The organism is Arcobacter sp. AHV-9/2010, from assembly GCF_004116575.1.
Taxonomy (GTDB): domain Bacteria; phylum Campylobacterota; class Campylobacteria; order Campylobacterales; family Arcobacteraceae; genus Aliarcobacter; species Aliarcobacter skirrowii.
Genome location: NZ_PDKH01000002.1, coordinates 275,619 through 290,149, shown reverse-complemented (window position 1 = coordinate 290,149; position 14,531 = coordinate 275,619). Strand labels below are relative to the sequence as shown.

The 14,531-nt window shown below is 26.2% G+C and carries 11 protein-coding genes; 7 read left to right on the top strand and 4 right to left on the bottom strand.

Going from position 1 to position 14,531, the window contains the following annotated elements:
• Positions 1–51 precede the first annotated feature (51 nt).
• Together CRU94_RS05265 and CRU94_RS05260 are read left to right on the top strand one after the other, a co-directional pair.
• On the top strand, positions 52–2,379 hold the full coding sequence (locus CRU94_RS05265) for an HD domain-containing phosphohydrolase (RefSeq protein WP_129105762.1): 2,328 nt from the start codon (positions 52–54) through the stop codon (positions 2,377–2,379).
• Positions 2,372–4,534 (top strand): CHASE2 domain-containing protein, encoded by a 2,163-nt coding sequence (locus tag CRU94_RS05260; protein ID WP_258237400.1) that lies wholly within the window; start codon positions 2,372–2,374, stop codon positions 4,532–4,534. The genes CRU94_RS05265 and CRU94_RS05260 overlap by 8 nt, the downstream gene beginning before the upstream one ends.
• On the opposite strand, the gene CRU94_RS05255 is transcribed toward CRU94_RS05260, so the two are convergent.
• Both CRU94_RS05255 and CRU94_RS05250 read right to left on the bottom strand, forming a co-directional pair.
• Entirely contained in the window at positions 4,531–5,847 is a 1,317-nt protein-coding gene (locus CRU94_RS05255; RefSeq protein ID WP_129105760.1) for a tetratricopeptide repeat protein, read from the bottom strand. The genes CRU94_RS05260 and CRU94_RS05255 overlap by 4 nt on opposite strands.
• Before the next feature lies 1 nt (position 5,848).
• Complete coding sequence (locus tag CRU94_RS05250) at positions 5,849–6,961, bottom strand: FecR family protein (protein WP_164966569.1); 1,113 nt, start codon at positions 6,959–6,961, stop codon at positions 5,849–5,851.
• A gap of 121 nt (positions 6,962–7,082) precedes the next feature.
• On the opposite strand from CRU94_RS05250, the gene CRU94_RS05245 reads away from it, so the two are divergent.
• Positions 7,083–8,702: a cation:proton antiporter gene (locus tag CRU94_RS05245; protein WP_129105758.1), complete on the top strand. Its 1,620-nt coding sequence runs from the start codon at positions 7,083–7,085 to the stop codon at positions 8,700–8,702.
• A 7-nt stretch (positions 8,703–8,709) separates the two neighbouring features.
• Here CRU94_RS05245 and CRU94_RS05240 read toward each other — a convergent pair whose 3' ends face one another.
• On the bottom strand, positions 8,710–11,235 hold the full coding sequence (locus CRU94_RS05240; RefSeq protein ID WP_129105757.1) for a glycosyltransferase family 2 protein: 2,526 nt from the start codon (positions 11,233–11,235) through the stop codon (positions 8,710–8,712).
• Between the two features lie 80 nt (positions 11,236–11,315).
• Between CRU94_RS05240 and CRU94_RS05235 the strand changes: the two genes are divergently transcribed.
• From CRU94_RS05235 to CRU94_RS05220, 4 genes are read left to right on the top strand one after another with little or no spacing between them, the layout of a single operon-like run.
• Positions 11,316–11,717 (top strand): disulfide oxidoreductase, encoded by a 402-nt coding sequence (locus tag CRU94_RS05235; RefSeq protein ID WP_129105756.1) that lies wholly within the window; start codon positions 11,316–11,318, stop codon positions 11,715–11,717.
• A gap of 58 nt (positions 11,718–11,775) precedes the next feature.
• A complete protein-coding gene (locus tag CRU94_RS05230) occupies positions 11,776–12,429 on the top strand; it encodes a DsbA family protein (protein ID WP_129105755.1) in 654 nt (217 codons plus the stop codon).
• Positions 12,429–12,719 (top strand): hypothetical protein, encoded by a 291-nt coding sequence (locus CRU94_RS05225; protein WP_129105754.1) that lies wholly within the window; start codon positions 12,429–12,431, stop codon positions 12,717–12,719. Before CRU94_RS05230 ends, CRU94_RS05225 begins: the two co-directional genes overlap by 1 nt.
• A complete protein-coding gene (locus CRU94_RS05220) occupies positions 12,716–13,285 on the top strand; it encodes a TlpA family protein disulfide reductase (RefSeq protein ID WP_129105753.1) in 570 nt (189 codons plus the stop codon). Before CRU94_RS05225 ends, CRU94_RS05220 begins: the two co-directional genes overlap by 4 nt.
• Before the next feature lie 22 nt (positions 13,286–13,307).
• On the opposite strand, the gene CRU94_RS05215 is transcribed toward CRU94_RS05220, so the two are convergent.
• The gene (locus CRU94_RS05215) at positions 13,308–14,474 is read right to left on the bottom strand and encodes a TsoY family (seleno)protein (protein WP_129105752.1); all 1,167 of its coding nucleotides are present in this window, start codon (positions 14,472–14,474) and stop codon (positions 13,308–13,310) included.
• Between the last annotated feature and the right edge of the window lie 57 nt (positions 14,475–14,531).

Here is a 14,531-nt window from a genome sequence, read left to right as displayed (position 1 = left end):
TTCTAACCTTATTTTGTTATAATATTTTTTAATAAAATAAGGAGAGATTATATGAATTATGTAAAAGTTTTAGGAAGTAGTGGAAATAAATCAAAGATTAGAGGCACTACATCCTTTCAGATTTCAAAAGATATCTTAGTTGATGCTGGAAATATAATCAACTCTTTAGATGAAGAATCTTATAAAATAAATCATATTTTTATTACTCACGCTCATTTAGATCATATAATAGATCTACCTTTTATACTTGATAGCTCTTTTTCAAAAAGAGATAAACCACTTTTTGTATATGGTTCAAAACAGACTCTTGAATTTTTAAGAAATCATATTTTTAATAATCATATTTGGCCAGATTTTACAAAAATAAAGATGTTAAATCAAAAAGATAATATATTAATATTTAAACAAATAGATGAAGATGAAGAGATCTCTTTGGGTAAGTTTAATATAAAAGCTATAAAAGTAAATCACACAGAAGGCTCTTTTGGTTATCTTATCTCAAAAAATAATTTAAGTTATATAATTAGTTCAGATACTTATGAAAGTGATGAAATTGTAAAATATTTAAATGATAATTTAAATATAAAAGCTCTTTTTGTTGAGTGCTCTTTTCCTAATAAAATGCAAAACTTAGCAAAAACAAGTCAACATTTAACTCCCAATAATCTAAAAAATATGCTTAAAAAAGTGACAAGAGATGATTTTAATATATTTTTATATCATCTTAAATCACCATATTTAGAGGAGATAAAAGAGGAGATAAAAGATTTAAATATTTTAAAAAGTGGTGGAAAAATTTTAGAGGATAGAGATGTTGTAGATATTACAACTTTAAAAGTTACATCATATCTTCAAGATATTGAGATTCTTGATAGAGTTATGGATATAAATCTAAAACTTTCTAGTGAACAAGATAAAGAGTATCTATATGAGATGATTTTAACTTTGATTAAAGATCTTACTAAAAGTGATGCTGGAACTCTATATTTACTTAGTGAAGATAAAAAATATTTAGATTTTAAAGTTGTACAAAATAGTAGTTTAAATATTTTTCTTGGAACAAAAGAGCAAAAAATATCTTGGGAACCTCTCCCTTTATATTTAGAAAATGGGGAAGAAAATAGATATATGGTAGCAGTTGTTTGTGCATTGGATAATAAGATTATTAATATTTCTGATATTTATAGTTCAAATGAATACAATTTTGAAGGTACAAAACTGTTTGATAAAAACAAAAATTATCACTCTAAGTCAATGCTTGTAGTTCCATTAGTAAATCATGAAAATGATGTAATAGGTGTTATACAGTTAATAAATAAAGATATAAAACAAAAAGATAGTTTTTTTACAAAATATGATGAAAAAATCATAAAAGCTCTATCTTTACAAGCTGCAATGGCTCTTACAAATACTCAATTAATAGCTAGTTTAGAGACATTTTTAGAAGCTTTTGTAACATCTATTGCAAATGCTATTGATGCTAAATCAAGACATACATCTACTCATATTACAAAAATGTCAAAATTAGCACCACTAATTGCAAAAGCTATTAATGAAGATGAGACTATTTATAAAGATATAAAATATAATAATAACAATATTAAAGAGATAGAACTTGCTGCAAAGCTTCATGATGTTGGAAAAATTTCAATTCCTGAGTGGGTAATAGATAAATCAACAAAGCTTCAAAAATTAGTGGATGGTCTTGAGTTAATTAGACTTAGAGTTGAAATTATTAAAAAAGATTTAAAAATAGAGTTATTAGAAAATAAGATTAGTAAAGAGCAGTTTGATATAAAAATAGAGGAGCTAGAAGATGATTTTAATTTTTTAGCTACATCAAATAAAGGTGGAGAGTTTATGAGTGATGATGATATAAAAAGAGTTAAAAATATATCTTCATACAAATATATATTGGATAATAAATATGAAAATTTATTAAACGATGATGAAGTTTACAATCTTTCAATTAGAAAAGGTACATTAACTTCACAAGAGAGAGATATTATGAATTCACATGCAAAACTATCTTATGATATGTTAAGTGCACTCCCTTTTCCTAAAAAGTATTCAAATATTATGCATATTGCTGTAAATCATCACGAAAAATTAAATGGAAAAGGTTATCCAAGAGGATTAACAGATGAAGAGTTAGTTTTAGAAGATAGAATTTTAATTCTTGCTGATATATTTGAGGCTTTAACATCTATTGATAGACCATATAAAGGGATTAAAAAATTATCAGAGGTTTTTAAAATTTTAGATTTTATGGCAGAAGATAAAGAGATTGATAGGGATTTATTAGAGTTTTTTAAAAATAGTAGTGCATTTAAAGAGTATTGTAAAAATGAGTTATTAGAAGAGCAACTTGATGTTTAAAAAAAATATTAAGAAATTTTTGATTTACTCTTTTTTATCATTTTTTATATCTATTTTTTTAATTTTTTTATATCTATTTTTTCCAAATTTACTTGACTCATTTGATGATAGAATAAAGGACTCTTTTTTTACATATAGAGGAGAGATTCCTACAAGTAGTAGTGTTGTAATAGTTGATATTGATGAGATATCTTTAAAAGAGTTTGGACAGTGGCCTTGGAGTAGAAATATAGTATCAAAAATTTTAGAAAATTTAAATAAAGCAAATGTTGCTGTTATTGGTATGGATATTGTTTTTGCAGAAGAGGATAGAAGCTCTCCAAGTCTTATTGCAAAAAAGTTAAATATAGACAAAGAGCTTGAAGATTACGATTTAAATTTTGCAAATGTTATTTCAAATTCTCCTGTAATTTTGGGTTATAGTTTTGATTTATTAAATCAAAATTTAAGCCTAAATGCTCCATCTATTAAAGCAATATTTATAGAGAAAAATAAAAGTGATTATAGAGATTTTATAATAAAGGCTTACGGAACGACTCTAAATTTGCCAGTTATTCAAAATAGTGGATATTCAAGTGGTTTTTTTAATATTGTTCCAGATGAGAGTGGAGTTATACGAAGTGTTCCTCTTTTAATATCTTTTGATGATATTTTATATCCATCTTTAGCATTAGAGATAGTAAGAGTATTAAATGATACAAATAGAGTTTTTGTAAATTATGATGAAAATGGTGTTTCAAATATTGTTCTTGATGATATTGTAATTCCAACTGATAGATTTGGTAGATTATTGATAAATTATAGAGGTTATGAAAAAAGTTTTAAATATATAAGTGCAAAAGAGATTTACAATAATAGTTTTAATATTTCAGATATCGAAGGCAAGATTGTTTTGTTTGGTACAAGTGCAACTGGATTGTTTGATTTAAGAGCAACACCTTTTGAATCAGTTTTTCCTGGAGTTGAAATACATGCAAATATAATAGATAATATTTTACAAGGTGATTTTATACATAAAGCATCATATCTTGATGGAGTTAATACTATTTTAATTATATCTTTATCTTTTATTGTAACAATACTTATTACATTTAGCTCTTTTTATATTAAACCTTTTGTTTTTTTAACATTTTTTTTATCATATATATTTTTTAGTTATAAACTATTTTTTGATTTTGGACTCTCTTTAAATATAGTTTTTCCACTTTTATCTATAATATTAGCTTCGATTTTTTCAATAATATTTGACTATTTTCATAATATAAAAAATGAAAAAGCTATTAAAAGTAAGTTTGCTTCAAAGGTATCAAAAAGTGTTATGGATGATATTTTAAAAAATATTGATAAAAATGAGTTTAGTGCAAAAACTAAAGAGATTACAATATTTTTTAGTGATATTAGAGGATTTACAAAAATTTCTGAACAGCTTAATGCAAAAGAGTTAATAGAGTTTTTAAATAGATATATGGAGCCTATGAGTAATATTATTATAAAAAATCAAGGAACTATTGATAAGTTTATTGGAGATTCTATTATGGCATATTGGAATGCACCAATAGATGTAAAAAATCATGCAGATATGGCACTTAAAGCATCATTAGAACAGTTGAATAGTTTAAAAGAGTTAAATAAAATTTTTCAAAAAGAGAGTTTGCCAACTATTGATATTGGAATTGGTTTAAATACAGGTGAAGTAATAGTTGGTGAGATGGGAAGTAGATTAAGAAGTGATTATACTGTTATTGGTGATGCTATAAATTTAGGTTCAAGAGTTGAGTCTTTGTGCAAATATTATGGTTCAAAACTAAATATTACAAACTTTACAAAAGAACTTTTAAAAGAGCAATATATTTTTAGATTTTTAGATTATGTAAGAGTTAAAGGCAAAAATCAAGCAGTTGAGATTTGGCAAGTTTTGGGAGCTGGTGAGGCTAGTGATGAGTTAAAAGAGGAGCTTGAAAATCATCATAAAGCAATAGAGTTTTACAAAAATAGTGATTTTAAAACTGCTTTAAATATATTTCAAGATTTAGAAAATAGTACAAATAAAACAGATAAAAATATTTATAAAATTTATATAAAAAGATGCGAAGAGTTTATAAAAACTCCACCAAAAGATTTTGATGGAGTTTATTTGCATACAACAAAAACTTAGAAAGAGTAGTAAATATTTGTTCTTACAACATATTTATCATATTCATATATATTTTGATTTGAATTATTATTTATATATCTAAAAGTTGCACCCAAAGAGAGATTTTTGTTTAGAGATTGTAAAACACCTAAATCAAGAATAACTTTATCATCTCTTTTTTTGTTGTTATACAAAACCTCTTCTTTTACTTTATATCTATCTTTATACAGTTCAATTCCAGTTGTAAGAATTGTTGATTGTGTAAGAGGATAGATATTTTCATATCTTAAACTTGCAAAATCATAATCTACATTATAGTGGTTTCCTTTATCTTTATCATCTGTTCCAAAAGCAAAAGATAAAGTATTCATACCAAATTTTTCAGTTAATAAAACTAAACTATTTGAAAGTTCATAATATGTTGAATCTCTAAACTCATAATCACTCTGTTTAAAATCTTTTTTAATAATTTTTACTTTTGTTTTATAAATAAGATCTTTATCTATTTGATAATCAAAAGAGGGAGTTATAATATAGTTAAATAAATATGTACTATTATCCAACCAAACATAATTATAATCGAAAGCTAAAGATGATTTTGATTTTTGTGTATAGTAAGAAAGTCCAGTTCCAAAAACAGCAAGGCTTAAATCATTGTTATGGTCATTGTTGAACTTTTGCATATAACCTACGAATTTATTATCCATAGTTAAATTCTCTTTAATCTTAAATGTATGGTTTAAAGCCAAGATATATTCTGCAAGATGATCACTTCTTTTATCTGGAATAGATAAAGGAATGTTCCCCCAATTTACATAATCATCACTTGAGTTGTTGTCTGTATTTGAATCATATCCATAACCTACACTTAAAGTTGTTTTTACAAAGTTTCTTTGAGACTTTTTATTTAAAGAATCTAAAGTTAATTCTACATTTCTTCTTACATTTATAGGCAAACTATTATCTTTTAATACATCTTGATATAAAACTTCAGCTTCTTCATACTTTTTTTGTTGAAAATATGTTTGTGCAAGTTCTAGTTTTACTCTACTATTATTTGGAGTTTGTTCTAAAAGCTCTTTATATAAAGTCTCAGCCTCTTCAAACTTACCAATTTCATAAGCGCTTCTTGCTAGCATAAATGTTAGATTACTATCTAATTTCTCTTTTTTTAAATACTCTTTAAATGCCAAATAACTATCTTGAAATGCTCTATTATTGTAGCTATCAAGAGCTTTTGCAAAATGCTCATTTGAGTAGTTTTCATTTGCAAAAATTAGTGTAGGTAGAAATAGTGCTTGAAAAATTAATTTTTTATTTGAGTTTCTTTTCATATTACGGTACCTTATTTGCACTAAATGTGCCATTTAAAGTATTTGAACTATTATTATCTACCATAGTAATATTTCCTGAAACTTTATCTATACTAGGACCGTAAAACTTACCATTTAAACTAGAATTAGATCCATCTGCACCAAATCCATCACTTGATACTGAACCATAAAAAGAATCGCTTGAATTAAAATTATCTGAACTGAACTCATAACCTCCATCTACATAATTGTTTCTTCCTCCAAAATTAAAATTAAAATGTATATTATTTTCACTGATTGTTCCAACATCCATATTTGGAGTGATAGTTCCACTAAAGTTTAATTGAGTGGTTGTTGTATTATCCATCAAATTTTGAACATAAGCTGGATCTGTTATATTTGATGAATTAATTGAATTTTGAATAGAGTTATCTATTCTTGCATTATTATTTTCATCTTGCAAAGAACCAGCCCAATACCCCCAAGAGTTTTGATTATCTTGATTGTTTTGATTATTTAAATTTAATGGTGCACTAGAGTTATTAAAATTATTAGTATTTAAGTCTGAATTTATATCTTGAAATTGTTGTGAATCAATAGGTCTTGATTGACTTGGAATAGCATTGTCAAAAGTATTTACAAAAAAACCATTTGCAACTTCTCTTGTCTCTCCAAAAGAGTTTACAAAAATAGCTCCTTGAGTACAAAATACTCTATTTTGATCACCATAAATCTCAGTTCCTCTAATACCAATAGTTGCATTTTTTGTTTTTAATTTAAATTTTGATGGATTTACTTTTCCTATTTGTCCTGTAATTGTATGAAAAGCACCTTTAGAAACATTTAATTCAGTTTTTGCAGAGCTATGATTATTTGGATCAAAAAAGTAGTCCTCAATTTTTAAGCTTGACTCTTTTCCTATTGTAATCATTGTGTTATCAATAAATGTAATTTTTATTTTTGAGTCTATTTTTGTCTCTATAAAATCATTTTTTTCAATCTTATCAGCCAAGTTTAATCTGATTTGTTTTCCTTCTCTAGTTGCAAAAGCTTCGCCTTCAACTATAGTCACACTTCCTATATTTGCAAATAGAAGAGTAGAAAATAGAGCAAATATTAATAGTAACTTTTTCATAAACTTATCCCCCCTAAAAAATAGGGAACATATTAACAAAAAATTCCTTATTTTAAAAGATTTTAAATAGTTTAAAAGATTAAAGTGGTAAAATCGCACCATTTTATAAATAAGTGATACAATGGAACATTTTTTAATTACTCTTTTTTTTACTATTTTTATAGCAACAACTTTAAATATTATATTTAAAAGATTTGGTATCTCTCATATTATTGGATATATATTAACTGGTATTGTTATTGGTTATGCTTTTCATTTTAGTGGTGTAGCTGTTAAAAATATAGAGACTATTGGTGAGTTTGGAATTGTATTTTTAATGTTTACAATAGGTCTTGAGATGAGTCTTAGTAAAATTAAAAGAATGAAAGATATTCTTTTAATAAATGGTTTCTTGCAAGTTGTAATTAGCACTATATTAATTTACACAATAGCTTACTTTATTTTTAAATTATCAATTGAGATATCTTTAATAGTATCTTTGGCTTTCTCTTTATCTTCAACTGCAATTGTTTTACCATATTTAAAGTCTTCAAAAGATATCTATACACCTTATGGAGAAAAATCAACTGCTATTTTAATTTTTCAAGATTTAGCAGTTATTCCAATACTACTTTTAATATCATTTTTAACAAATGATAGTTTGTCTATCCAAGAGGTTCTTTTGAAAACTGTAATTTCTGCACTTATAATCACAGTTTTAATGTTTTTTGTAGGAAAGCATCTTATAACTTGGCTTTTAAAATTTGCAACAGATAGTAGAATTGATGAGATATTTATAGGAGCAGTTTTATCAATAGTTATTGGTGCTTCTTTACTTGCTGAATATTTAGGATTTACATATTCACTTGGAGCTTTTTTGGCTGGAGTTATTATTGCTGATACAAAATTTAATATAAAAGTTGAATCAGATATATCAAATTTCAAAGATCTGTTATTAGGGACATTTTTCTTTGCTGTTGGAACAAAAATTGATATTATATATTTTTTAAAGAATATTCATATAGTTTTAGGAATTTTTCTTTTAGTTATGATTATAAAATCTTTAGTTGTTTATCTAATTATTAGAAGAAATTCAGATACAGATACATCTATTAAAACAGCTATTTCTCTTTGTCAAATTGGTGAGTTCTCTTTTGTTATTTTAACTTTAGCTTCAAATAAAAATATATTAGATGAAAATACAGCTAGTTTTTTAATGTTGGTTTCAATTATTTCAATAATATTAACACCATTTTTACTAAATAAAATATCTCAAATATCAGCTTTATTTGCAAAAAATTTAAGCGTTGATAATATAAAAGTTGATGAATCAAACCATATTATAGTTTGTGGATTCTCTATTTTAGGAAGAGTTGTTGCAAGAGATTTAAGTGAAAAAGATGTGCCTTTTATTATAGTTTCAAATGACTTTAGACATGTTCAATTTGCTTTAAGAATGGGATATAGAGCATATCTTGGGGATTTACAAAAATCTTCAATTTTGGAGGCTTTAAAAGTTGAAAAAAGTTCAAGTATTGTTTTAACAAATACAGATATAAAAAATAAGATTTTAATTTGTGATGAGATACTTAAATTTTATCCTGAGGCAAATATTATTATAAGTTATGAGTCTATGGATGAAAAAAGATTATTAAGAGATTTAAATATTAAAAAATTTGTTCATATACACGAAGAGGTTGGAAGATTACTTGTAGAAGATGCACTTGCTTATTCAAAAATTAAACAAAAGCAAGAGAGCTAAAAAACTCTTAAGCTTTTTGATTTTTTAAAGAGTACAACTCCAATATTCTCATAATAATTGCACTAATATAAGGGATTGCTTGAATAAAAATAGTAGTTGCAAATACATAAATCTCTATTATTCCACTTTTGTTTGTGTATAAAAGAGAGACAAAAGCAGTTAAAAGTAAAATTGCAAAAATCATCTCATATTTAATTGGACTTGAACCTTTTTTGGCTTTTCCTCCTTTTTGAGTTCTTTTAAAAGGAAGACCATCTTTTATAAATCCATCAAAGACAGCTTTAAATATTATTAACTGTAAACTCATAGATGCAATTGAGCTTAAAACTATCTGTTTAAAACTTGCTTTTACTTTTGATCTATAAAGAATAGAGGTGTGCAAAACATTTACTAAAAATGCTGTAATAATTGGAATTGTAAGTGGAATTGTGGGAATTGTAACACCAACAAAAATAATAACTGGAACCCAAATTATATTCATAACAGCCATAACAGGACCCAATGCATCACTTAACCAGAAAAACCAACCAGTTATAAATTTATTTTTTTGATTAGGGGTTAATTTTTTAGAGCTTGGCTTAAACTCTTTGTAGTGTTTTTTAAGTATTTGAATAGCTCCATAGGCCCATCTATGCCTTTGAGTTTTAAATGCTTCAACACTATCAGGAAGAAGCCCATACCCATATCTTCTATTTGTATAGTGAGCGCTATATCCAGCTTCAAAAAGTCTAAGTCCCAACTCACTATCTTCAACAATAGTATCAGTTCCCCAACCACCAACTTCCATCATAGCACTTAGTCTTACCATTACCATTGTTCCGTGAACAACTATTGCATTCTCTTCATTTCTATCAACCATTCCAATATCAAAAAATCCTGCATATTCGGCATTCATAGCCTCTTTTATAATGGATTCATCTCCATCTCTATGATCTTGTGGAGCTTGAACAATTGCAACTTTTGGATCATCAAATAAAGGAACTAAATCCATAAGCCAATTTGATTTTACTTTATAATCAGCATCAATAACTGCAATAATCTGTGCATCTTTATGTGTATATTCCAAAGCTTTATTTAAAGCACCCGCTTTAAAACCTGTACAAGTAATATCTAAATACTTAAACTTATCCCCAAGATTCTCACAAAGCTCTTTTATTGGCTCTTTGTAATACTCTTCAGGAGTATTATTTATAATAACCAAAACCTCAAAATTTGGATAAGTAAGTTTTGATAAACTCTCTAAAGTTTGGGCTAAAACATGAGGCTCCTCTTTGTATGCTGGAACATGAATTGAAACAAGCGGTATATTTTTTGATTTTAAATCAAGAGGAATAAGTCTGCTTGGAGCAACTCCAATAGAGCTTCTAAAAAGCTCATTTGCTTTTGCTAAAGTTATGATTACAAGAGGAATCATAAGTAAACTTCCCATTGACCACATAACCCACATTCCAAAGTTCATATAGTTTAAAAGTGGATAAAAAATTGCTAAAACAATACCAAATGCCATACCAAAAGATGTTATTGTATATGCAAAAATATGACTTAAATTTCTTTTTTGATTTCTAAGTCCTAAAAAACTCAATATTATTCCCAAAAATATTGCAGTAGCTATTTGGTAATCAAAATATTTATTTGCTTCAAAATCTCCATAAAGAGTAAATTTTGCTTCTCTATTTGTATTAAACAATCCCCAATATTGACCAACATTTCCCTCATTATAACCTTTCCAAGGTTGATCAAAAGCCTCTATTATATTATATGTATATCCATTTTTTTTGGCTAAATTTAAAAATCCTCTAATAGCTCTTGCTTGATTTTTTACACTTGGAATTGCACTATTATTGTTGTAACCAAGGCTTGGCCAACCAGTCTCTCCAATAGTTATTTTTTTATCTGGAAATAGCTTTTTGATTAAAGAGTATTTCTCCTCTACAAAACTATTGTATTGCTTAATTGGAACTTTTTCCCAATATGGCAAAATATGAATTGTAATAAAATCAACATTTGAAGCAAGTTCAGGGTTTTTTTCCCAAATATCCCAAGTCTCTGCAATAGTAACAGGTTTTGAAGTAAGTTCTTTTATTAAATTTACATAAGTAAAAAGTTCAATAGGCTCCAACTCTTTTCTTAATAAAACCTCATTTCCAACAATAATAGACTCAATTTTGTCTGAATAGTTCTCTAAAAGATTACTTGCAGTTATAATCTCTATATTATTATCCTCTTTATTCTCTCCCAACCAAAGTCCTAAATCTATCTTTAGATTAGTTCCTTCTATTGCTTCAAGAATCTTTTGTGCCTCTTTAGTCCCATAAGTTCTAATCTTATATGTATAATTTTTTAAAATATCAATATCTCTTTTTATATCTTCATCGCTAAGAAGTTCTCTATTAAAACCTTTAAAAGGTGAGTATGAAACAGATTGTATTTTGTCAAATGAGTTGTCGTTTAGTTTTATATAATTGCTACTTGTAAGCCAATAAAATAGTAAGAATAGCCCAGTTAAACTTAGTGCAAAAAAGATGTATCTCAAAAAAAGCTCCTTAAAATAAAGCTCTGATTTTATCAAGAATTAGTTACAATAAATCTTAATAATTTTTTAAAGGATTAAATTTGAACTATATTTTTATCGCTTTTTTAACTTCATTGGTAGCTACATTTGGAAGTCTATTTTTCTCAGAAGTTATGAATTTTGTGCCTTGTAGCTTGTGTTGGTATCAAAGAATTTTTATGTATCCACTTGTTTTTATATTTTTAGCTAATCTTTTATATCCAGATAAGAGTGTTTTTAAATATAGCTTTCCTTTAGTTATTGTTGGATTAATGGTAGCTATTTATCACAATTTACTAATTTTAAAGATAGTTCCAGAGACTCTATCTCCTTGTGTTCAAGGTGTTCCTTGTAGTGTTGATTATTTAAATTGGTTTGGATTTATAACAATTCCATCTCTATCTTTTATAGCTTTTTTAACTATTCTCATAGTTTTAGTAGCTTATAAAAAGAGAGTTTCTTAATCGTTTGTTATCTTTAGTAAGTTAGAGTTTTAAAATTTTTTTAAGAGGGTTATAGTATATGCAAAACAAAAAATTGGTTTTAAGCACTTTAGTTGTTGTAATAGCTTTTTTTGTTGGTTTTTCATTTTTTTATAAAGATGATTCAAAATCAACAAAAAATATTGCTGTTGAGAATATAAATGAGTTACTCGTAAGAGATTACTCTTACAAAATGGGAGATAACGCAAAAAATATAAGTGTTGTTGAATTTTTAGACCCAGAGTGTGAATCTTGTGCTATTTATTCAACTGTAGTTAAAAGATTGTATAAAGAGCATTATGGTGATATTCAAATAGTTGTAAAATATTTAGATAATCACAAAAACTCAAGATTTACAATACAAATTCTTGAGGCTGCTAGAGTTCAAGGAAAATATGAAGAGATTCTTGATATGATGTTTGAAAAACACTCTTTATGGGCATCTCACTACTCAAGTGTTGATAAACCTGAACTTTTATGGCAATTTTTAAAAGAGATTTCTGATCTTGATATTGATAAATTAAAAGAGGATATGAAAAATCCTAAAATTGATGAGATAATTAGACAAGATAGAGAAGATGCAAATGCTTTAGGTGTAAGAGGAACTCCAACAATTTTTGTAAATGGAAAACAACTTCAAGAACTATCTCAAAAAGCTCTTTTTGATTTAGTTGAAAAAGAGATATATAAATAATGGATTATTTGTTAGTAACTGTTTTAACTACTATTTTGATTGTGCTTTTTATATATTTTACAAATAAAAATGTGATAAAAAAGACACAAAGTAAATTGGATCTTATAAATCGATACAAAATCTCTCTTTTAAAAATTTTAGAAGAGAATAAAGATGATAAAGATTTACAAATTAGTCAAAAAATAGAGTTTTTAAAAAAGGTAAATGATGAGCTTTCAAGAAATATATTTTTTGAAAAGCATGAAATTAAAACTATTTTAGAAGAGTTTTCAAAAATGGAGTATAAATGAAAAAATTATTATTTGTTATTTTAGCTGTTTTCTCACTGTTGTTTGTAGCTTGTGATAGTAGTTCATCTATTAGCTCAAATGCTATTTCAAAAACAAAAATAAATGAAGAGGTTCCAAAATTTGAGCCAGAGTCATTTACGCTAATCTCAACAGATGAGCAAGTTATAACTTTTACAACTACAGAAGTTGGAATTGATTTTGATCAATTTAAGGATAAAAAAGCTGTTATTATTGATATCTTTGCAACTTGGTGTCCACCTTGTATAGAGTCACTTCCAGATCTTCATGATATACAAAATAGATATAAAGATGATATGCAAATTGTATCTGTTTTGTTTCAAGATGATATATCTTCACAAAATCTAAAAGCTTTTATAAAAGAGCATGGAATTAACTATCCAATTACAGTTGAAGGGGATAATCAAAAACTTGCAGATAACTTAAATGTAAGAAGAGTTCCTGAGATGTTTTTATTCTCAAAAAACGGTAAATTTGTACATAAATTTGTAGGAAAAGTTAAAAAAGAGGAGCTTGAAAAATATCTAAAAATTGCTATTGAGAATTAAACTCTCAATAGCAAATAAAAAACTATTTTGTAAGATTAAATTTCTTATATAATCTAAAGAAAAGTATTATAGTTTTTATTTGAACATATATAAATGGAACCATAAGTAAATAGTAAACAACTGAATACTTTGTAATAATATCATTGTATGTAAGACCTAAGTTTATAAAAAACATTCCAAATACAAAAAATGCAACACCTGGACAAATTAGTGCAAAAGATAGTGCAGATTTTTCATTTGATTTTATAAACTTTTCAAAATATCCAAGCTTTTTCATAATAATTAAACCTAAAATACCAAATATTATCTGTAAAGATAGTATTGTTGAAGTTAAAACAAATAGTGATGATTTATCGCTTATTGCATTTAAATTGTGTTCAAGACCAAAAGTAACTCTAATAAATGTAATTCCAAGAAGTGTTAAGATTGGAATAATAATCCATAAAGATGGAGCTGTTTCAATATTAACTCCATATTCAAACATATTTTTAAAACCTAAAATAGTTTTTATAAAAATCAACATAATTGCAAGTGAAGAAAAAAGTATCGCTCCAAATATTCCAACTGCATTTATAGCAATATTTGAACTCATAGCACCAGGTGCTGCAAATCCAACTGCTACCATTGAAAGAGCAAAAATAGATATCATTTGTGTTAAGTTGTTGTTTTTTGTAAAATCAAAATCACCATTAATAATCAATCTTGAAAAATAGTCAAAAAATATTTTTAGAGCAAAATATCCATTAATAGCAAATCCAATAAGTGCAAATGGAAACAGATACTCAACAAAACTCCATAAATTTGGTACAAAAACAGCTCCTAATACAAAACCAACATTTATACTCATTGTATATGTTAATGGAAGTGCCATAATGCTAATTTGACCATTTGATTTAATCAAAGCTTTGTAAGCATCACTTTTTTTATATAGTAAATATTGTTTTGTATTCCAATAAAGAAGTTTGAAGTGAAGAGTTGCAAATGCAATTATAAATACAAGAGCAAACGAAGATATAAAGCTTATAGAATCACCTTTTTCTAAAGCCTTCATAATATATTCAAAAGTTGCCATTGGGGTTGTTGGATGTGGAACTAAAAACATTAGGTACATAAAAAATGATACACTAAGTCCTCCAGCACCCAAAGAACTCAAAAAGCAAGTAGGTGAAAATTTTTCTCTTAATGTCATATAAAAATCCTTTCATAAAATTTTTGTAGATTGTATGCAATATTATATTAAAATCTT

Excerpts from the sequence above, each read along its gene's own strand:
- CRU94_RS05265 (WP_129105762.1), top strand. The coding sequence starts at position 52 with ATGAATTATGTAAAAGTTTTAGGAAGTAGTGGAAATAAATCAAAGATT.
- CRU94_RS05260 (WP_258237400.1), top strand. The coding sequence starts at position 2,372 with ATGTTTAAAAAAAATATTAAGAAATTTTTGATTTACTCTTTTTTATCA.
- CRU94_RS05255 (WP_129105760.1), bottom strand. The coding sequence starts at position 5,847 with ATGAAAAGAAACTCAAATAAAAAATTAATTTTTCAAGCACTATTTCTA.
- CRU94_RS05250 (WP_164966569.1), bottom strand. The coding sequence starts at position 6,961 with ATGAAAAAGTTACTATTAATATTTGCTCTATTTTCTACTCTTCTATTT.
- CRU94_RS05245 (WP_129105758.1), top strand. The coding sequence starts at position 7,083 with ATGGAACATTTTTTAATTACTCTTTTTTTTACTATTTTTATAGCAACA.
- CRU94_RS05230 (WP_129105755.1), top strand. The coding sequence starts at position 11,776 with ATGCAAAACAAAAAATTGGTTTTAAGCACTTTAGTTGTTGTAATAGCT.
- CRU94_RS05225 (WP_129105754.1), top strand. The coding sequence starts at position 12,429 with ATGGATTATTTGTTAGTAACTGTTTTAACTACTATTTTGATTGTGCTT.
- CRU94_RS05220 (WP_129105753.1), top strand. The coding sequence starts at position 12,716 with ATGAAAAAATTATTATTTGTTATTTTAGCTGTTTTCTCACTGTTGTTT.
- CRU94_RS05215 (WP_129105752.1), bottom strand. The coding sequence starts at position 14,474 with ATGACATTAAGAGAAAAATTTTCACCTACTTGCTTTTTGAGTTCTTTG.